The organism is Uliginosibacterium paludis, from assembly GCF_039631355.1.
GTDB lineage: Bacteria > Pseudomonadota > Gammaproteobacteria > Burkholderiales > Rhodocyclaceae > Uliginosibacterium > Uliginosibacterium paludis.
Genome location: NZ_JBDIVF010000001.1, coordinates 183,928 through 202,879, shown reverse-complemented (window position 1 = coordinate 202,879; position 18,952 = coordinate 183,928). Strand labels below are relative to the sequence as shown.

Sequence of the window (18,952 nt, the reverse complement as noted above, 5' to 3'; positions counted from 1 at the left end):
TGTTTCGCTCAGAGGCAGCTGAGGCTCACGCTGTTGATGTAGATCACCGTATTCGATTCGGTCCGGAGCTGAATGAACGATCCGGCGGTGTAGCTTGGATTGTTCAGGGTCCAGGTGAAGATGTTGTCGCCGACCACGAGACCCGAAGCGACCATGCTGACGACAGTTGAGCCTGTAGTCGAACTGGTGCCGGTGCTCGTGAGCGCTGAGGTCGCATGCGGAGAGTTCGAGCTGGAGGTTGTGTTGTTATCCACCGAAACAGTGAACTTCCCGGTACTTGCCGCACTGCCGGTTGCGGGGGCATTGATGTTCACGTTGAGTGTGCAGGTCTTGCCGACGATGCTGAAGACGCCACCGGGTGACGAGGTGCTCGTCGTGGCTGTCGATGCCAGTGCACCGATGGTGAAACGTCCGCCACTCAGGGTGACCACTCCAGCGGTATCCACCGTGACGGTTCCCCCTGTCTTGACATACATCGCCTTGGTGGAGTCCGTCGGAAGCGCGGCGTAGCCAGCAGTGAAGAGCGTGGTGGTGGTGGCGACAGTGAAGTCGTCAGACCAGGGATAGGTCACGCCTGTCGTGCCGCCGGAAGCACTGCTTGAGGAGGCCGTGCTGCTTGTGCTGGCGGCGCTGCTCGAGGCCGTACTTGCGCTGCTTGACGCAGCGGCGCTGCTGCTCGCTGCCGACGATGAACTGCTGCTCGACACCATCGTGTTGAGCGCGGCACAGGTCATGGCTGCCGGCATGTAGCTGCGGCCCGCGCCCGAGCCGGCGCCGGCGTTGCTGCGGACCCAGGTACAGGCCGCGTCAGGCGCGAGCGGCGCGTAGGCGTAGGGCGGCGTCCAGTTGGTCTGGAAGGGAAGCGCCGGGTCGGCCAGCAGTGCTGCGGTGATGTCGATGGCGCCGTTGTAGCTGGTGGCCCAGGCCTTGCTGTTGTCATCCTTGTCGTTTATGAACCACTCGTTGTAGGCACGGTAGCTGATCGCGCTCTTGCCGCTGGAGACCTTGCCACCGACTTCCTTCGGCTTGAGATTGGTGAATTGGTAGTAGTTGTTCTCCGAGAGGACGTCGGCCTGGTAACGCACATCCAGACCACTGCCGAACTTGCGGTTGGGGTCACTCGGATTGGTGTCAGCCTCGACCAGGTTGTTGAAGGTGTGCAGCTGGCCGAAGCGAACCAGCGGCAGGCGCGATTCGGTTCCGCTCCACCACATGCCGGTGAAGGTCGTATGCAGGCGGCCGGCATCGCTCCAGGCACGACCCGAGTCGCCGTTACCGAGCAGCGTGGTCTTGTGATGCTTCTCGATGAAGGTGTTGGCGAGCGTGACGTAGTCCGACCCGCGCACGATGTCGATGGCCGCGTCATGCCGCGTGTCACTGCCGAGCGAATCAGGCGTGTCGCCATCGCTCATCGAGATATTGGCGAGATAGATGTTCTGCGCACGGGAAATCGTCATGCCGTCCGCATAGGCGTTGGCGCTGTCTTCCGGATCGACGTCCCACGGCGTGTCGATGCGCAGATTACGCAGGATGATGTTGCGCGTCCAGGTCGGGAACAGGTCGCCGTCCTTGCCGGCGCTGATCCACTTGCCGAAGTCGTTTTGCGGATCGCCGTTGGCGCCGGCAATGACTGCCGTGGTGGTGCCCAGTTCGCCACCGATCAGCAGCGTTGTACCGGTAATGCGTGCCGGGTTGCCGTTGGCATCATTGATGCCGACGATGGTGGTGTTTGACGGAATGTTGATCGAGCCGCCGTATTTCTGGTCGGTATAGCTGATGTACTCGGTGAAGGTCGTGTTGTTGTTGCTCCAGCGCAGGTCGATATGGCCCACGACGCGGATGATCTTGGGCTTGAGGCCTGCTTCATTCAATGCGGCAATGAACTGCTGGCCGTTGTAGACGGTGTAGATGTTTTCCTTGGCGGCATTGCGGCCGCCAGTCACGACCACCTTCTGGTGGGTGATGGGCGTCGAGGTGCCGCTGCTGCGGGCATAGCTGTGCCAGCCGAGATCGGGCGCCACATCGCACTCAAGGGCGCTCAGTACGCCGCCGCTCGGGTCACTGACTGCGAACTGCCAGGTAACCAGATCCTTCGATTGCGCCTGGTACTTGTAACCGTGATTGCCGTCGATGACCTGGAAGGGAAGGATTTTCGGGTTGAGCGTACCGTTGCCGTCATAGCGGTAGTAACTGGCGGTTTGCAGCGGTGTGCTGTCGCCGGTGAAGCTGGCGGCATCCGGGGCACTGAACGTTACGCTCGGACAGCTCGTGCTTGATCGAGTGAGCACGATCGTGCTTTGCGCGGAGGAGCTGGCTGCGCTGCTCGATGTTGCCGCGCTGCTGGAGGCGGCGGCACTGGCCGTGCTGCTTGATGCGACGCTGGTCGCAGAGGATGCAGCGGCTGTGGCCGTACTGCTTGCGGCAGCCGCGGAGCTGCTTGCTGCCGTGGTGCTGGACGCCGCGGCGCCTGCAGAGGAGGCCTTGCTCGAAGCTGCCGCGCTGCTGGTGCTGCTGGCACTTGAAGCCGTGCTGCCACCGGAGGGGGCCGCGCTGGCGGCTGAACTGCTGGCGGATTCCACGCCGCCCCCGCCGCCACATGCTCCCAGAACGCCGGCAACCGTCATGATGGCTGCCAGGCTTCGCACTTGTGATGCTGCTGCCATTGCTCGTCTCCTCCCCGCATGCTCGCGGTGTTTGTCATTCGCGTGTTCCGGTGTCTTCCCGGATTTGAGGGAGGAATGTAGGTATTTTTCTGACGCGCGGCGTTTTATAAATTCATGAATATTTTTTATTCGCCATTGCAGCAAATTAGCTTTCTTGTCAGTGAAAAAACACAAAAGCCAGCAGGAGAAAGGGCTTTTGGCGACTGTGCGGCTGAAAAAAAGCCCCTCTTCCGAGGGGCGGGTGAAAAAAATGCTGCGATGCAGTGTGTTCTGAAAGCAACGTTATCCCGCTTGGCGGGAACCTTCCATCCTGGCGTTATCCGCAGTGCATATCAAAGCGGTCCATCCTGATCGTTGTGTTCGATTCGGTACGAATCTGGATGAATGAGCCCTGAACCGCCTGGCTGACGGGGAGGCTCCAGCTGAAGCTGTGCTCTCCCGCAGCAAGGTCCGCTGCGAGCTTGTTCACGACGACTGCGCTTGCCCCGTGAGGCGAGCTGCCGCCGGTCGTGGTGTTGTTATCGACCAGTATCATGAAGCGTCCGCTACCCGAAGCTGCTTCGGTCAGTGCCATCGTGAAGCGGCAGTTGCGCCCCGCAATGTCGAATGCTCCCAGGAAACCGCTGCTGGCAGTGCTCGTTGTAGTGTTGCCGAGGGCGCCCGCCGTGAAGCGGGTGCCGGTCAGGGTCAAAACTCCCTCGGTGATCGCGATGCTGCCGCCGGTGCGCACATACATCGGCAAGGCGTTGCCGCTGGCGTCCAGGATGGATGCGTAGGCCGCCGTCACGAAGGACGACGAAGTAGCCGAGCTGAAGTCATCCGACCAGCTGCTGAGCAGTGTCACCGTTCCCGTGCTCGACGAACTGGAGCTGCTGTTGCCGGTGCTGGACGACGAGCTGCTTGACGAGGATGCGCTGCTGTCCGAGCCACTGCTGCTGGATGACGAGCTGGCTGCAGACGAGCTGCTGGACGCGCTCCCGTTGGTGTTTCCCAGCTCATTGCCCTCATAACAGCTGTCGTTCGACAAGCCGTCGTCATGAGTGCCGGTCGTCGCGGCCAGCCCGATGCGTCCGGCGCCTGCCTGCATCTGGGCGTTGCGGCGCGCTTGCGGTGCGCACACGGCCTGATACTGATAGGGCGGCTCCCATGCGATGTCGGCCGCTGGCAGCGTGGCCTTGGCGCAATTCGCGGCCTGCAGGGCGCTGTCGACATTGATCGGTCCGTTGTAGGCGAGCGCCCAGTCCTTGCCCGCTTCCTTGTCGCTGATGAAGTAGTTGCCCCGGGTGCGGAAACCGACCCCGTCCTTGCCATCGATGAGCTTGCCGCACACTTCAGTGGTTTTCAGGCCGGAGAAGAGGTGGAAGTTGTTCTCGGCAAACACGGAAGCGCCGTAGCGCACATCCAGACCATTCTCGAACTTCTGTCCCACGGCGGCGCTGCCGGTCGTGCCTTCAACGAGGTTGTTGAAGCTGTGCAGCTGGCTGAAACGGGTGAGCGGGTGGCGCGATTGCAGGCCTTGCCAGCGGTTGTTCGCGAGTGTCACGTGCAGGCGATCCTGATCGCTCCAGGCGCGGCCCGAGTCACCATTGCCGACCAGCATGGTCTTGCCATGGCTGTGCAGGTGGGTGTTGGTGACGGTCACGTAGTCCGAGCCGCGCACGATATCGAGCAGGCCGTCGTGGCGCGTCTTTGATGCATTGGTACCGCTGCCGTAAGGCGTATCGCCGTCACTCATGGTGAGGTGGTCGATCCACACGTTCTGCGCGCGGGTCAATGTCATGCCATCGGCATAGGCATCCGCCGTGCCTTCCGGATTCACGTCCCAAGGGTGATCGATCGCGAGGTTGCGGATGATGATGTTGCGCGTCCAGGTCGGAAAATCCTCGCCGTTCTTGCCCGCAGCGATCCACTTCTTGAAATCGTCTTCGGCCGAGCTGCCGCCGTTCGAAAGCTCGGAGCCGATGAGAATCGTCGTGCCGGTGATGCGCGCCGGGCGCCCCTGCGCATCGTTGATGCCGACCAGGGTGGTGTTCGACGGGATCATGATGGAGCCGCCGAACTTCTGATCGTAGTAGCCCGTGTATTCCTCGAACTTGCTGTTGTTCTCGCTCATGCGCAGGTCGATGTGGCCGACGACGCGGATGATCTTCGGCTTGTTCTGGGCCTCGTTGATGGCTGCCACGAGCTGCTGGCCGTTGAACACGGTGTAGATGTTCTCCTTCGCGGCGTTGCGCCCGCCGGTGACGGTGACCGGCTTGTGCGTGATGTCCGCCGCCGTGCTGCCGGAAGCGCGTGCAAAACTGTGCCAGCCGTTGTAGGGCGCTACATCGCATTCGAGCCCGGAGAGCTCTCCCTGCGTGGGGTCGATGCTGGCAAATTGCCAGTCCGGAAGTTTGGGTGCAGCTTCGTAGTTGCTGGCGGGATGCTTCGAACCTCCCTCCGGGCCGGGACCGGGAGCGTAGTAGTTGCGGACGCCATAGCGAGCGCTCTGAAAGGGGGTGCTGGCGCCGGTCAATTCGGCGGCGTCCGGTATGTCCAGCGTCAGGGCCGGGCAGCTCATGCTGCCGGGCGGGACGGGAACCGAGGGATTGGGCGGGGCAGAAGACGAGCTGCTCGACGACGAGTTACCCTGGCTGCTGGAGCTGCTCGAGTCATTCGAGTCGCTGGAGCCTGAACTGCTCGAGCTGGAACTGATCGGTGGTGCGACATCCGGCTCCCAGGCGCCGCCCGGGTCTCCTCCCGAGGCTACACCGCCTCCGCCACCACAGGCCGCCAGGGCGCTCAGTGCGGCGGCTGCCGCGACCATGCTCATGTTCCGTGTTGCTGACATCTTTTGCTCCTCGTTCCCGCTTGATTCGGTTGTTATCCGTCAGATCAATCCGTGGATTTGCCGGATTGATCGCTTGCCGGATCTTGCAGGGCAGGCGGGAGCACGTCGTTTTCGTATTTTTTTTACAACGCCGCTTCACGCGGGCTTCGGGTAAATACGTAGTCTGAAAAAATCTAAATAATTCAGTTGCATGGAAGAGAGTTCCCGTGCGTTAAACGGAATCGCTCAGGGTTTGATATGCCTCAATGTTGTTTTTGAGTGACAAAGGAGGGGCTGCTGGCCTTTCTGGCGGGCCGCGCGCTTCTTCCAGGCAGCGTGCAGGAGCAGAGGGCGGCGCGACCGGCGCACGGACGCGTCGGGAGCCTCGGCGAGGAGGGGGGGGCGAGCCTGGCCCCGGACGCGGGCCGAGTGGCCGTGCAGGTCCGGCGCCGGCGTGATGAATCGGGGCCAGACCTGCGCGGGGCTTACTTGGCGAGCTTGTACTCAATTGCGTCGACGAGCGCGCGCCAGGAGGCATCGATCACGTCGGTCGAGACGCCGATGGTGGTCCAGGAGCTGGTGCGGTCGGCGGATTCGATCAGCACGCGCACCTTTGCCGCGGAGGCCATCTGGGAGTCGAGTACGCGCACCTTGTAGTCGGTGAGCTTCATCTCGCGGAGCTGCGGATAGAAACGCTCCAGCGCGCGGCGCAGCGCCTTGTCGAGCGCGTTGACCGGCCCATCGCCTTCGGCTGCGGAGATTTCGTCCTCGCCGTCGACATGGATCTTGATCATGGCGGAGGAGTTGAACACGCCTTCGAGTGCGGGCTCGGCCACCATCGCGCGGAACTGCTTGAGCTCGAAGGATGGGGTGAACTTGCCCAGCATCTTGCGCACCAGCAGTTCGAAGGAGCTTTCGGCGCTTTCGAACTGGTAGCCCTCGTGCTCCAGCTCTTTGAGCCGTTCGATGATGGCACGGGTTTCAGGGGAGTCCTTGTCCAGCGTGGGGTCGATTTCGCGGATCTTGCCGAGGATGGTGGCGCGGCCGGCCACTTCGCTCATCAGCACGCGGCGGCTGTTGCCGACCGAATCGGGCGTGACGTGCTCGTAGCTGACCGGGTTCTTGTTGACCGCATCGACGTGCATGCCACCCTTGTGCGCGAAGGCGTCGGCACCGACATAGGCCGCTTTCTCGTTGTGCTCGACGTTGGCGACTTCGGATACGAAACGGGCCGTGCTGGTGAGCATCTGCATGTTCTCGGGGGGGATCACCTCGAAGCCCAGCTTCAGCTGCAGATTCGGCACGATGGCGCAGAGATTGGCATTGCCGCAGCGCTCGCCGATGCCGTTGATCGTGCCCTGCACATGGGTGGCACCGGCCTGCACCGCAGCCACCGAATTGGCCACCGCCAGCTCGCAGTCATTGTGGCAGTGGATGCCGACCGCCACGCCCGGGAAGCGTTCGACAACGCGGTGGGTGATCTTGTAGATCGCGTCCGGGAAGCTGCCGCCATTGGTATCGCACAGGGCCAGACAATCGGCGCCACCTTCCACGGCGGCGGCCAGCGCTTCCATGGCGTAGTTGGCGTTGGCCTTGTAGCCGTCGAAGAAATGCTCGGCATCGAACACGACTTCCTTGCCCTGCGCTTTCAGCCAGGCAATGGTTTCGCGGATCATGCGCAGGTTTTCTTCCAGCGTGGTGCGCAGGATCGCGGTGGCGTGGTAATCCCAGGTCTTGCCGAAGATCGCGACGGCCGGGGTGCCGGCTGACACCAGCGAGGCGAGCTGGCTGTCTTCTGCCGGATTGGCGCCGACCTTGCAGGTGCTGCCGAAAGCGATGATCTTCGAGTGATGCAGCGTCAGTTCGTCGAGGCGACGGAAGAATTCGAGGTCTTTCGGGTTGGAGCCCGGGTTGCCGGCTTCAATGTAGGCAATGCCCAGCTCGTCGAGCTTGCGCACGATACGGAGCTTGTCTTCCACTGAGAATGAGATTCCCTGGGCCTGCGCACCGTCGCGCAGGGTGGTGTCGTAGGCAAAAACCTTTGCATTCATGATTCTGGAGCCGTTTCGGGTTGATCAGCCGCCGTGTCTGGCGGGTTGTCGAAACTATCACAAAAGGTCGCTTTTCCGAAGGCAGGCGCCCGGTATCGGGCTGATAGTCCGCCGGAGCCTGCGCTAAACTCGCGCCATGCATGCCGACTTGCCCGACACCGGGGCGCGCGAGGCGAGGCAGGTCCTGCTCAACCGGGCGGCGGCCGTGCTGTGCTCGGTGCTGGTCCATCTGTGTCTCTTTTCCCTGTTTGACTGGCCGCGCTCACCCGCTCCGGCCGCGACACGCCTGCGCGTGAGCCTGCGCGCGCCCGAGGCCGCGGTGCGCCTGCCAAGCCGCGCACCGGACGCGACGCGTGCAGCACCTTCGCCGCATCCGCTCCCTGTTGCCGAGAGCCCCGCTCCCGCCGCTGCGCCGGCTGCTCCGGCCGAGACCCTGGCTGCGCCGGGCGAGGCTGATCAGGCGGGGCTGCCTTATCTGCCGGCCGATCTGCTCGATGTGCGGCCCGAATTCCCGCCCGATCTGGAAGAACGGGTCAGCGCCGGCCTGGCGGAGACAGAATCCGGCCGGGTGGTGCTGCAGCTTCTGATCGGTGAGGATGGCCGGGTCAATGATGTGCTGCTCGAGGAGTCGGAGCTCAGCGAGCAGGCCTCGCTCAAGCTGATGGAGAACTTCTCCAGCCTGCAGCTCGTGCCCGGGCAGCGTGGCGGCAAGCCGGTGAGAACGCGCTGGCATCTCGAATTCACCTTTTCGGTGGCGCCATGAGCTGGCGCCTGTTGATTTGTGCCTGTTGTCTGTTGGCCGGTTGCGCGAGCCTGGACCCCTGGAATCTGGTCGGCCGTCATGTGGTGATCGGCGAGACACCTGTCGGCCCGCTGGATGTGCCGGCGCGCGAAAAGGCCTTCGATTTCGTCTGGCAGACCATCGATCAGCGCTGGCTGGATCCGGCCATGAAAGGCCTCGACTGGCAGGCTGTTGCGGAGCGCTACCGGCCGCGTGCCCTGGCCGCGCCGGACGACGAAACCTTCTGGCGCGAGCTGGATCTGATGGCGGCCGAACTGGCGGACTCTCATACCCGGGTCGAGTCGCCGCGGCAGTACCGCGAGATTCGTGAATTCTCCGGCGTAAGCCTGGGCGTGCGGCTTTTCGAGCGCGCGGGCGAAGTCCGTGTCGGCGGCGTGTCGGTCGGCTCGGAAGCCTGGATGGCAGGCTTGAGGCCTGGCGCGCGCATGCTGCGCATCGAGGGTGACGAGGCGCTTGACTGGTGGCGGCGGGCACTCGATCAGGCGCGCCCCGGCTCGACTCCGCAGACCCGGATCGGTCATGTCAATCGCCTCTTCAATGCAGGCAAGCCGGGCGACAGGGTGGCGATCAGCTTCGAGCGCAGCGACGGCAGTCGCTTCGAGACCTGGCTCATGCGGCGGCGTTTCAGCAGCCCGCCCGGGGTGCGGGCGATGAAGCTGGGTTCGGGCATCGGCTATCTGCGTTTTTCAGGTTTCGAGGAGACGATCCGGTCGCGCACGCTGGCTGAACTCGAAGACTTGCGCGACGCGCGCGGGCTGATCCTCGATCTGCGTGACAACGGTGGTGGGTCGGTGTTCTTCGCTCGTGCGCTGATCGAGCAGTTCGTCAGTGGCGAGCACCGGCTGGCGCATGTCGATACGCGCAATGGCAAACCGGTCAGCCTGCTGTTCGGCCTGATTGATGTCCTGCCGTCCGAGCTCGTCATTCAGGGCCGGCGCGATCCCCTGCGCCAGCCGCTGGTGATCCTCGTCAATGCCGGCAGTGCCAGCGCCGCCGAACTGGTGGCGGCTTCACTGCAGGGGCTGGGGCGCGCGCATCTGGTGGGAGAAACCTCCTGCGGCTGCCTGCTCGGCTATCTGGGGTATGCGCAGATTCCCGGAGGCGGTGCGCTGGCCGTGAGCGAGTTCGGCTATCGGCTGGCGAGCGGACAGCAGATCGAGGGGCATGGCCTGACGCCGGACGAAGTGATTCAGCCCTCGCTTGCCGATCTTGTCAGCGGCCGGGATCCTCAATATGAGGCGGCCTTGCGCTGGCTTGAGGAATCTTTAACTCTCGCGCGCTGAATAATCCCGGCCGGAGGACGTTAAGCCACAAGGCTTGCAGCTTTCTGCCCCGCAGCCAGGGCTGGCCGCCTCCGGTCAGCTTGCCGGTGCAGGCCGGGGCAAGCCGTGCTGCACTGCCGGCCGCCGGCCTGAGTTGCCGGTGATTTCATCCGACGGAGAATCGAATCAGCATGCTCAAGATGATCGCTGCCATGACGGCAGCATTGGCTGTCAGCGGTGTGGCCGCGGCAGATCTCAAGAACCTCGGCAGCCTGACGCAGGACGAGTTCAAGCTTTTCGCCGCAGACAGCACTTCTGCACTCAGCTACAAATCCGTCTCGCCCGGCGATCCGCTGGGCCTGCTCGGCATTGATCTGGGGGTTGAAGTCAGTGCCACGCGCCTGAGTCACCCCGAGCTGCTGCAGAGCGCAACCGGTGTGGCGCGCGAGTTCCTGCTGAGCCCGCGGCTTCATGCGCACAAGGGGCTGCCGCTTGATCTCGACATTGGTGCGTTCTATGCCGCGGTGCCGGCCTATGACGCTTCGCTCTATGGCGCGGAGCTGCGCTGGTCGCCGATTGCGGGCAATGCGGTGATTCCGGCAGTGTCCTTGCGTGGCGGTTTCACCATGCTCAGCGGTCCGTCGAATCTGGATTTCCGCACGACCAGTGCCGAAGTCGTGATCTCGAAAGGCTTTCTGTTCATCAAGCCTTATGTGGGCGCCGGCCTGGTCTATGGCAGCGCCACGCCGAGCGTGGCCGGGCTGTCTGCCGTCACGCTGTGGCAGCGCAAGGTGTTTGGCGGCGTGAACGTTAATCTCGGCCTGGTAAACATGGCGGTCGAGGCTGATCGCACCGGGCACGACAGCTCCTATAGCGCCAAGCTGGGCTTCCGCTTCTGAGCCCGGCGGCGGCCTGCCGCCGGGAGGCCGCCTAGAGGATACGGGCCCGGATTGCGCGCCCCTTGAGCCGGCCGGTCGTGAGCTTGCGCAGGATCTCGCGCGCCCGCTCGCGCGGCACGGCGACATAGCTCTGCTGCTCGGTCACGTTGATCCGGCCGGTTTCCTCACGGTTCAGTCCGGTGGTGGCGGCCAGCGTGCCCATGATGTCGCCGGGGCGGATCTTGTCGCGCTTGCCGGCGAGGATCTGGATCGTGCTCATCGCGGGCAGCAGCGGCTGCTCGTCTGTGGCGTCGAGCGCATCCAGCGCATGCCATTCCGGCGTGAAACCATTGGTGCGGGCGATCTCGTCGACACGGCGCCGGTCGGCGCTGCTCGCAAGGCTCAATGCCCAGCCATGCTGATCAGCCCGGCCGGTGCGGCCGACGCGGTGGGTGTGAACTTCGGGGTCTGGCGTCACATCCACATTGATCACGCATTCGAGTTGCGCGATATCCAGACCGCGGGCGGCCACATCGGTGGCCACCAGTACTGACACGCTGCGGTTGGCAAAGCGGATCAGGACCTGATCGCGTTCGTGCTGATCAAGTTCGCCATGCAGCGTCAGCGCGTGAATGCCTTCGTCATGAAGCTGGTCGAGCAGGGCCTTGCATTGCTGCCGGGTGTTGCAGAAGGCCAGTGTGCTTTCCGGGCGGTAGTGCCGGAGCAGGGCACCCACCGCCTTGAGTCGCGCTTCGTGCGCCACTTCATAGAAGCGCTGGCGGATCTGGTCAGGCTCATGCGTATCGGTCAGCATCACTTCGCGGGGCTCGCGCAGAAAGCGTGAGGCCAGCGAGGCGATGCCATCCGGATAGGTGGCGGAAAACAGCAGGGTTTGCCGGCCTGCCGGGCAGCGCTCGGCAACCCAGGCGATGTCGTCATGAAAACCCATGTCGAGCATGCGGTCCGCTTCGTCCAGCACCAGCGTGGCGAGCGCATCGAGCCGCAGCGTTTCGCGCTGCAGATGGTCCATGATCCGGCCCGGCGTGCCGACCACCACATGCGCGCCGTGCACCAGGCTCTCGATCTGGCCGCGCACCGGACTGCCGCCGCAGAGCGTGAGGACCTTGATGTTTTCCTGCGCGCGGGCGAGGCGCCGTATTTCCTGCGCGACCTGCTCGGCCAGTTCGCGTGTCGGGCAGAGCACGAGCGCCTGCACGGCGAAGTGCTTCGGTTTGAGCCGGGCGAGCAGCGGCAGGGCGAAGGCGGCGGTCTTGCCGCTGCCCGTCCTGGCGCGCGCGATGAGGTCGTGGCCCGCCAGCGCCAGGGGCAGGCTCGCGGCCTGGATGGGCGTCATCTCGAAGTACTCGAGTTGCTCGAGTACGGCGAGCTGGGTCGGGGCGAGCCCGAGTTCGGCAAAGCGGGCCATGTTCAGAAGCGCTTGCGGCGTGCCGGGCCACGCGGCGTATTGCCACGCGCGGCGGGCTGACCGGTGCGCTTGGCGAAGCGCTCGCTCTTGGTCAGCGGCGGCAGGCTGGCCTGCCAGGCTTTCAGCGCGTCAGCGGCTTCGGCGGTGGTCAGCGTGATGGCCGGCAGATCGCCCGCCGACTCGTGTGCCGCCAGGGCCTGTTTCAGCTCGAAGATCCGCTCGGCCAGGTCGCCCTTTTTCGGCAGCCGGGCGAGCAGGGTCTGGGCTGCTTCGGTGAGGGTGTAGCCGCCATCCCGTGCCAGCATCAGGCCGTGGGCGGAGAGGTGCGCAAAAGCGTCGCGCAGACGGACGGCTCCGGGCAGCTCGGGGCGCACTTCCGCCAGAGCGATGATGACTTCGGCCAGGCTGGCCGGGCGGCGCTTGGAGGCCGGCACGAGTGCCAGCAGGAGGAGTGCGTCGGCGTCAAAAACAGGTTGCATGGCGTGTCCTTCAGGAAGAGGCGCGAGGGTAACCGAACAAGCCGGCCGTCGCGGACTTATTTTCCGCCAGGCCGCGGCGGCCGGGGCAAGACTGCGCCAGAGGTCAGAACTTGTAAAACAGCTTAAGAACGGATTATCGGCGCCGTCATGACGTTTAAGATCCTTGCGATCCTCTTCCACCTGTCATGCCGGAGCCGGTTTGTCGCGCGAAATCATCTGTTTGCTGAGTCTGCTGCTGGGAGGCTGTGTCGTCATGACGCCGAGTGCTTCGGTCACTGCGCTGGAAATGGCCAGCGTGGCCGTGACGCATGCCGCCAGCCTGACCTCGTCGAGCCCGTCGAACACCGTGCAGCACCCCCATGATGCGTTTTCGGGGGCCTGCATCGAACTCAACCGGAACGGCAGTGTCGCTGATTTCGTGCCGGCCCTGCAGGCCGAACTCTCGAAGAACGGCGTGGAAAGTCGCGTCTATGGCGAAGCGATGCCGGCTTCATGCCGCTTCACGATTCACTACAGCTCGGCCATCGCCTGGGGCAAGCGGATGTTCGAGGACGACTTCAGTCCCTACATGAGCGAGGCACGGCTGGAGTTGCGCGAGCGCGGAAAGATCCTTGCCGCGTCGAGTTACAAGCCCAGCGTGCTGGGCACGGACAAATGGTCTGCGACCGCGGACAAGCTCGCGCCGGCCGTGCGGGTGCTCGTGAAGGCAGCAGGCCCGGGCGCCCAGGCCACCGCGAAGCCCGCCGCGGCACCGGCCACGACCGTACAGGAAGAAACACAGGTTTTTGCCGTACCGGAGAACAGATTGAGATGATCAGGGGAGGGCCGCCATGCCGGTGATTCGCACGCAAGCGCCACCGAATTATGTTCAGCAGCTGACCAACACCATCGAGAAAGACATCGGCCGGATAGGCTCCGCGCTCGCCAACACCGTGACCACCACTGCCGATGTGGCCGTCAATACGGTGACGGGTGCGGCGAAGGTCGGGGTCAAGATGATCGGCTCGATCATCGATACCTGGGCCTGACGCTTACCAGACCGTCAGCTTGTCGGTCAGGAAGCGCTGCAGCCAGGTCCGCTGATTGGATGCCGAGACCAGGCCGTCGCCGACCTGTTCGAGTTTGGCGTCGAGCACATCGCTGGAGCTGACCGTACGTGCCGTCTTGATGTCGGCAGGATCCACCACGCCTGAAAAGCGCAGGGTGCTGAGCTGGCCGTTGAACGAGATGCTCTTCTCGCCGGCCACCACCAGGTTGCCGTTGGGCAGCACATTGATCACCGAGGCGGCGAGCTTGCCCTGCAGCTTGGCGGTGTTTTCGGACTTGCCCGAGCCGTCGAAGCTGTCTTCGCCGCTCGCGCTCGCGTCCGCATTGATGATTTCGTTGATCAGACTGCTCATCGTGTTCGCGCCGCCCGGTCCCTTGGTCGACACCGCATTGGCGCGGCTCGTCTTGGTGGCGGTCTTGCTGCTGGCGGTCAGCGACTCGGAAATGTCGATCTTGAGCGTGTCGCCGATGCGGCGCGGCTTGCTCTCGGTCTGGAACATCGCCATGCCATTCGGATCGCCGGGCTGGAAGATCGCGCCCGGATTCACGTTGCGCTCCACATTCGCCAGCTGTGGCTGGGGCATGTTGCGGGTCGGTCCCTGAACCAGCGGCGGCGTACTCGAGCAGGCCTGGAGCAGCAAGCCGGAAACGAGCAGGGCAGGCCCGGCGGACTGCAGGTTGCCGAGGCTGGAGAAGCAGGGGAAAGGGTGCTGCATGCGGATGATGATGATGGCATCTGGAGTACGTGCCCGATTATCCGGCTTGCAGACGTTAAAAGATGTTGTTCCCTGAAAGACCGGATAAAACAGTCTGTGCCGATCGGCTCAATGCGAGGCGGGCGGTCTGATGCGAAGCGGGCTGTCCGGCGGCAGGTCATGCGTGACCTCGAAGCGCGCCGGCCTCGCTGATTCGGGAATGAGCCTGCGCAGGGTTTCGAGCCAGGCCGCCAGCCCCGCCGGGGGCGGCAAAGGCGCCCGCACATGCCAGACGCTGCCGGCAGCTCGTGCCGGCAGACGGGTGACGACTTCGGCAAGCGGCTCGTCGATCCGCGCTTCGATGTCGGTGATCTCTGTCGAATGCGCGGCGGAGGTGCGTTCTGCTTCCGGCGTGCGGGCGAGGCTCGCCATCGGCGCCATGCGCGCAGCGGCCCGCGCTTGCGGCACCGGAGCCGCCGGAGCGGGCGGGGGCGCGTCGCTGCCCTCACTCACCGCTGCAGGCGGAGGCGGAGGAGGCGCGGCAGCGGCCAGGGCTTCTGCCAGCCTGAGCTTGCTCTCGGGTGCCGGTGCCGCGGCGACCTGGAACTCGTTTTCGCTTGCACTCATGTCGGGTTCGGGGTCCGGCTCGTGAGGCGGATTTGCCAACGTCATGATCCGCGTGCCCGGCTGCGGTCGCGGCACCGCTGGCGGCTGCGCTGGCGCGGGCGGGGTGGGCATGGCCATTGTCACGGCGGTTCTGAAACGGGTCTCGTCACGGAAGGCCTGGAGCAGGGCGACTTCCATCGGTGAAGGCATGCTCAAGAGCACCCAGCGGGTGAGGAGCGCGGCGCACACCGCGGCCAGACCGGCCAGACGGAGCTCGGGCCACCTGAAGTTGCTCAGAAAGGCCTGGCGAAGCTCGCGCCAGCGGGCTTTGCGCTGCCTGCGCAGCTTCGTTGCCTGCAGGTGGAGCCAGCGCGTGGTGGCCGGATGCATGCGATTGCGCAGGATTTCGTCGGGATGAGTGCCGGCGTCGATCTTTTTCAGGATGCGTTGGCGTTGCGCGGCGCTTTCCTGCTCGAGTTGGGCGGCGCGCATGCGGAAATTGCCGGCGAGGCGCTCCGGTGGTTCGAATTCGGGGCGCTGCAGCGGGCGCTCCTGCTGCGCGGTGTGAGCCGCCGCAGAAAACGCGGCCTCCTGGCGGGCCGAGGGCTGATAGGCCGGCACCTGTCCGAGCAGTGTCGAGAGTCTGTCGCGCCCCGCCACAAAACGGTCGAAAAGATCTTCCGTCACGACGCCTCCAGCTCTTGCCGCAGGCGGGTGAAGGCATAGCGGAGCCGGCTCTTGACGGTTTCGAAACCGGTGCCGACGGTGTGCGCGATTTCTTCCAGGCTCATGTCGCTGAAAAAGCGCAGCACCACGACTTCGCGCTGGCTGAATGGCAGCGCCATGAGCGCCTGATGCACGCGGTCGAGATTCTGGCTCAGGCCGAACTCGGCTTCTGGCGTGAGGTCGTCGGCCGGCAGTTCGGCGTGGGTCTCGTCCAGGGTCTCGCGCAAGCTCTCGGCTGCGGAGCGGTTGAGATCCAGCCAGAGGTTGCGTGCGATCTGGAACAGGAAACTGCGGAAGGCGGACTGCGGCGTATAGGCGCCGCAGCGCGTCATGAGTTTTTCCCAGGTGCGCTGGGTGATGTCTTCGGCCGCGGCGATATTGCCCTGGCATTGCCAGGCGACGAAGTTGTAGAGCGCGCGGTTATGGCGGCGGAAAAGCTCCGTGGCCGGCGCTTCGATGAAGCCTCCGGCAACCAGCAGCATCAGGTCTTCATCCGGCATTTCGGCCAGTTCCCTTGATGCGAGGGCGTTTGCGTTCGTCATGCAACGAGTATAAACGTGCCGTCCGCCTGCAGGCTCACGGCCGGGTGCGCGGGCTGTCGCTTACCCGAAAAGCCGCTCCGGGCATGCCGGATTGTTGCAGAGTGTGTCGTCCCCGTTTTCCGGGCGCCAGGACAGGATCTGACACAATTTGGGATAGGTGTTTTCCTGTAGCATTTTCCTCATCAAACAAGCCCTTCAGCACCGGTGGCGCGCGCGGTTTTGCGCCTCTGCCGGGTGATGGATCCTTCCTTCCGGGCCGGTTCGCGGCCCGACCAAGAAACCCAGGACGAAACGGGCAATTGCAATTTCGCGAGTACCTGTACGGCAGCGCGTTTGCTTTCCGGCATATCCGGGCCCGGCACACTTTTTCAGCCGGTTCCAGGCAGCAGTCTTCTGTCGGTCCGGCCATGCCGGGCTGCGTTCAATCTTTTTCAGCTTGTGGATCGGAGTCTGTCCATGGATCTCAATATCAACGCAGTCGTCGTACTCGCGTATTTCGCCTTCATGGTCGCCATCGGAATGGTGTTCCGGAAGATGGCCAGCAATTCGGCGTCCGACTATTTCAGGGGCGGCGGCAAGATGCTGTGGTGGATGGTGGGGGCTTCGGCCTTCATGACGCAGTTTTCCGCCTGGACCTTCACCGGTGCAGCCGGCAAGGCCTACAGCGACGGCCTCTCCGCGATTGCCGTGTTCATTGGCAATGTGGTGGCCTACATCGTGAGCTGGGCCTGGTTCTCGGCCCGCATGCGCCAGGTGCGCGTCGATACGCCCACCGAAGGCGTGCGCCGCCGCTTCGGCCCCACCAATGAGCAGTTCTTCACCTGGGCGATCCTGCCGCTGTCGGTGATCAACGCCGGCGTGTGGCTCAACAGCCTGTCGATCTTCGTCAGCTCGGTGTTCAACATCGACGTCGGCCACACGATCTGGGCCACCGGCATCATCGTGCTGCTGATCTCATTGCTCTCCGGCGCCTGGGGCGTGGTCGCGTCCGACTTCGTGCAGACCGTGATCGTCGCCGTGCTCTCGGTGGCTTGCGCAATCGTTGGCCTGGTGAAGGTGGGCGGCGTGCACAACATGGTGGCGAACTTCCCCGGCGGCTTCGTGATGGGGCAGAACATGAGCTTCCCTCTGCTGGTGGTGGGTACTTTCCTGTTCTTTGTCGTCAAGCAGATGCAGAGCATCAACAACCTGCAGGAGTCCTACCGCTTCCTGTGCGCCAAGGACTCGCGCCACGCCCGCAAGGGGGCCATTATGGCGCTCGGCATGATGCTGGTCGGCGCCTTCATCTGGTTCGTGCCGCCCTGGTCGGCCGCCTCGCTGCTGCCGGACGCCGCCAGCACCTACAAGGCCGCGCTGGGCGCGAAGGCGGGGGACGCGATCTACCTCGTGTTTGCTGAAACCTTCATGCCGCTGGGCACGGTGGGTCTGCTGATGGCCGGCCTTTTTGCTGCCACGATGAGCTCGATGGACTCGGCACTGAACCGCAACGCCGGCATCTTCGTGCGCAGTTTCTACAAGCCGGTGCTGGCCAAGCACCGCGATGTGTCGGACAAGGAACTGCTGCGCGTGGGCGAATGCGTGACCATCGTCAACGGCTTGCTGGTGATCCTGATGGCGCAGTTCTTCCAGTCGCTCAAGGGCTTCTCGCTGTTCGACCTGATGATGCAGGTGGCCACGCTGCTGCAGTCGCCGATCCTGGTGCCGCTGTTCTTCGGCGTGCTGATCCGCCGCACACCGAAGTGGGCGCCCTGGGCCACGGTGATCTTCGGCCTGTGCGTGTCCTGGATGCTGGTCACCTGGCTCAAGCCGCAACTCTTTGCCGACCTGCTCGGCATCACGCTCACCCGGCGCGAAGCGGGTGACTTCTCGGTGATCATCAACATCGCCGCGCACCTCGTCCTGACCGGTGGCTTCTTCTGCCTCACCACGCTCTTCTACAAGCATGAAGACAGCCCGATCCAGCGTGAGACCGACGCCTTCTTCAAGGACCTGGATACGCCGGTGATCACGGACGACACACCGACCGAATCCGACCTGCAGCAGCGCGCCAAGCTGGGCTTCATCGTGACCCTCGCCGGCGTGGGCATGCTGCTGATGATCGCGATCCCGAACCCGCTCTGGGGCCGCCTCACCTTCCTCGCCTGCGCACTCGGCGTGCTGGCCATCGGCCTTTTGCTCAAGCGCAGCGCACGCATGGCCTGAGCCTTGCGCAAGCTGCCAGCCCTTTGGAGGGCCCTCCCATTGCGGGAGGGCCTTTTTGCTTGTGTCGCCCCGTGATGCCAATGCTTCCGGCAGGAGCACGCCGGCTGTGCGGGAGATCTTCCGGCTTCGGGCGCGCTTTATCACCTTGCGGCAGGCCGGCAGGATCTGCATGGCTTTCCCGCCACGCGCCGATGGCAGACCGGCGAATCCCCCGGCGGAGATGCCCGGCGGGCTGAAGACTTCGCCGCCGATCCGGGCTGGTCCTGGCTTTTTGTGAGGCGGATGCGGATCGGCAACCCGGCGCATGGGGATAAAAAAGGGCCGCCCCTTGCGGAGCGGCCCTTCTGCTTGCGACCTGAAAAGCAGCTTCAGGCGCGCTTCATCACCATGCGGTAAGCCAGCAGGATCAGCATGGCGCCGAGCACCGAGCCGATCAGCCCGACGAAGCCGCCAGCGGAGATGCCCAGCAGCTTGAAGACCAGCCCGCCGATCCATGAGCCGGCGATGCCGAGCAGGCAGGTCATGAACCAGCCGCCCGGGTCGCGGCCGGGCATCAGGAGTTTGGCGACGACGCCGATGATGAGACCAATCACGAGGGCGATCACGATGCCGGTGACCCCGCCGACCATTGCTGCAGCAGTAGTGGATTCCATGTCAGTTTCCTTTCAGGAGCGGTTTCCCGGTTGTTCCGGGAAGCGGAGATGTATAGGAAGGTCGCCGGCACGCGTGGGCCGGCAAGCGCCTGACGGAATTCTGGACGCAGA

17 protein-coding genes are annotated in these 18,952 nt (G+C 64.1%); 8 read left to right on the top strand and 9 right to left on the bottom strand.

From position 1 onward, the window contains the following. Nucleotides 1-8 precede the first annotated feature (8 nt). Nucleotides 9-2,288 (bottom strand): pectate lyase family protein, encoded by a 2,280-nt coding sequence (locus ABDB87_RS00950; protein ID WP_345923245.1) that lies wholly within the window; start codon nt 2,286-2,288, stop codon nt 9-11. On the opposite strand from ABDB87_RS00950, the gene ABDB87_RS00945 reads away from it, so the two are divergent. Beyond that, nucleotides 2,281-2,781: a hypothetical protein gene (locus tag ABDB87_RS00945; RefSeq protein ID WP_345923244.1), complete on the top strand. Its 501-nt coding sequence runs from the start codon at nt 2,281-2,283 to the stop codon at nt 2,779-2,781. The genes ABDB87_RS00950 and ABDB87_RS00945 overlap by 8 nt on opposite strands. Then, complete coding sequence (locus ABDB87_RS00940; RefSeq protein ID WP_345923242.1) at nt 2,778-3,014, top strand: hypothetical protein; 237 nt, start codon at nt 2,778-2,780, stop codon at nt 3,012-3,014. The genes ABDB87_RS00945 and ABDB87_RS00940 overlap by 4 nt, the downstream gene beginning before the upstream one ends. On the opposite strand, the gene ABDB87_RS00935 is transcribed toward ABDB87_RS00940, so the two are convergent. Continuing rightward, nucleotides 2,980-5,493 carry a pectate lyase family protein gene (locus ABDB87_RS00935; RefSeq protein ID WP_345923241.1) on the bottom strand — a complete coding sequence of 838 codons (2,514 nt, stop codon included), beginning with the start codon at nt 5,491-5,493 and terminating at the stop codon, nt 2,980-2,982. The two genes, ABDB87_RS00940 and ABDB87_RS00935, sit on opposite strands and share 35 nt — an antisense overlap. A 464-nt stretch (nt 5,494-5,957) precedes the next feature. Further along, nucleotides 5,958-7,523, bottom strand: a complete 1,566-nt coding sequence (cimA, locus tag ABDB87_RS00930; RefSeq protein ID WP_345923239.1) for a citramalate synthase — start codon at nt 7,521-7,523, stop codon at nt 5,958-5,960. A 136-nt stretch (nt 7,524-7,659) separates the two neighbouring features. Here cimA and ABDB87_RS00925 point away from each other — a divergent pair, with 136 nt between their 5' ends. The 3 genes from ABDB87_RS00925 (at nt 7,660) to ABDB87_RS00915 (ending at nt 10,486) form a co-directional block, all read left to right on the top strand. Next, on the top strand, nt 7,660-8,286 hold the full coding sequence (locus ABDB87_RS00925; protein WP_345923237.1) for an energy transducer TonB: 627 nt from the start codon (nt 7,660-7,662) through the stop codon (nt 8,284-8,286). Next, complete coding sequence (locus ABDB87_RS00920) at nt 8,283-9,608, top strand: S41 family peptidase (protein WP_345923235.1); 1,326 nt, start codon at nt 8,283-8,285, stop codon at nt 9,606-9,608. Before ABDB87_RS00925 ends, ABDB87_RS00920 begins: the two co-directional genes overlap by 4 nt. 170 nt (nt 9,609-9,778) lie before the next feature. Further along, on the top strand, nt 9,779-10,486 hold the full coding sequence (locus ABDB87_RS00915; protein ID WP_345923233.1) for a hypothetical protein: 708 nt from the start codon (nt 9,779-9,781) through the stop codon (nt 10,484-10,486). Nucleotides 10,487-10,517: 31 nt separating this feature from the next. On the opposite strand, the gene dbpA is transcribed toward ABDB87_RS00915, so the two are convergent. Beyond that, nucleotides 10,518-11,891, bottom strand: coding sequence for an ATP-dependent RNA helicase DbpA (dbpA, locus tag ABDB87_RS00910; protein ID WP_345923232.1), 1,374 nt, complete (start codon nt 11,889-11,891; stop codon nt 10,518-10,520). 2 nt (nt 11,892-11,893) lie between these two features. After that, a complete protein-coding gene (locus ABDB87_RS00905; protein ID WP_345923230.1) occupies nt 11,894-12,370 on the bottom strand; it encodes a hypothetical protein in 477 nt (158 codons plus the stop codon). Between the two features lie 199 nt (nt 12,371-12,569). Here ABDB87_RS00905 and ABDB87_RS00900 point away from each other — a divergent pair, with 199 nt between their 5' ends. Further along, entirely contained in the window at nt 12,570-13,184 is a 615-nt protein-coding gene (locus ABDB87_RS00900) for a hypothetical protein (RefSeq protein ID WP_345923228.1), read from the top strand. Nucleotides 13,185-13,200: 16 nt separating this feature from the next. Continuing rightward, the gene (locus ABDB87_RS00895; RefSeq protein ID WP_345923226.1) at nt 13,201-13,398 is read left to right on the top strand and encodes a hypothetical protein; all 198 of its coding nucleotides are present in this window, start codon (nt 13,201-13,203) and stop codon (nt 13,396-13,398) included. Between the two features lie 3 nt (nt 13,399-13,401). On the opposite strand, the gene ABDB87_RS00890 is transcribed toward ABDB87_RS00895, so the two are convergent. The 3 genes from ABDB87_RS00890 to ABDB87_RS00880 form a co-directional block, all read right to left on the bottom strand. Next, nucleotides 13,402-14,133 (bottom strand): flagellar basal body L-ring protein FlgH, encoded by a 732-nt coding sequence (locus ABDB87_RS00890; RefSeq protein ID WP_345923225.1) that lies wholly within the window; start codon nt 14,131-14,133, stop codon nt 13,402-13,404. 108 nt (nt 14,134-14,241) lie between these two features. Next, entirely contained in the window at nt 14,242-15,405 is a 1,164-nt protein-coding gene (locus ABDB87_RS00885) for a hypothetical protein (RefSeq protein ID WP_345923223.1), read from the bottom strand. Beyond that, nucleotides 15,402-15,986, bottom strand: a complete 585-nt coding sequence (locus ABDB87_RS00880; RefSeq protein WP_345923221.1) for a sigma-70 family RNA polymerase sigma factor — start codon at nt 15,984-15,986, stop codon at nt 15,402-15,404. The genes ABDB87_RS00885 and ABDB87_RS00880 overlap by 4 nt, the downstream gene beginning before the upstream one ends. 456 nt (nt 15,987-16,442) lie before the next feature. Between ABDB87_RS00880 and ABDB87_RS00875 the strand changes: the two genes are divergently transcribed. Then, entirely contained in the window at nt 16,443-18,188 is a 1,746-nt protein-coding gene (locus ABDB87_RS00875; RefSeq protein WP_345923220.1) for a sodium:solute symporter family transporter, read from the top strand. 368 nt (nt 18,189-18,556) lie between these two features. Here ABDB87_RS00875 and ABDB87_RS00870 read toward each other — a convergent pair whose 3' ends face one another. Next, nucleotides 18,557-18,841: a GlsB/YeaQ/YmgE family stress response membrane protein gene (locus ABDB87_RS00870; RefSeq protein WP_345923219.1), complete on the bottom strand. Its 285-nt coding sequence runs from the start codon at nt 18,839-18,841 to the stop codon at nt 18,557-18,559. Nucleotides 18,842-18,952 lie beyond the last annotated feature (111 nt).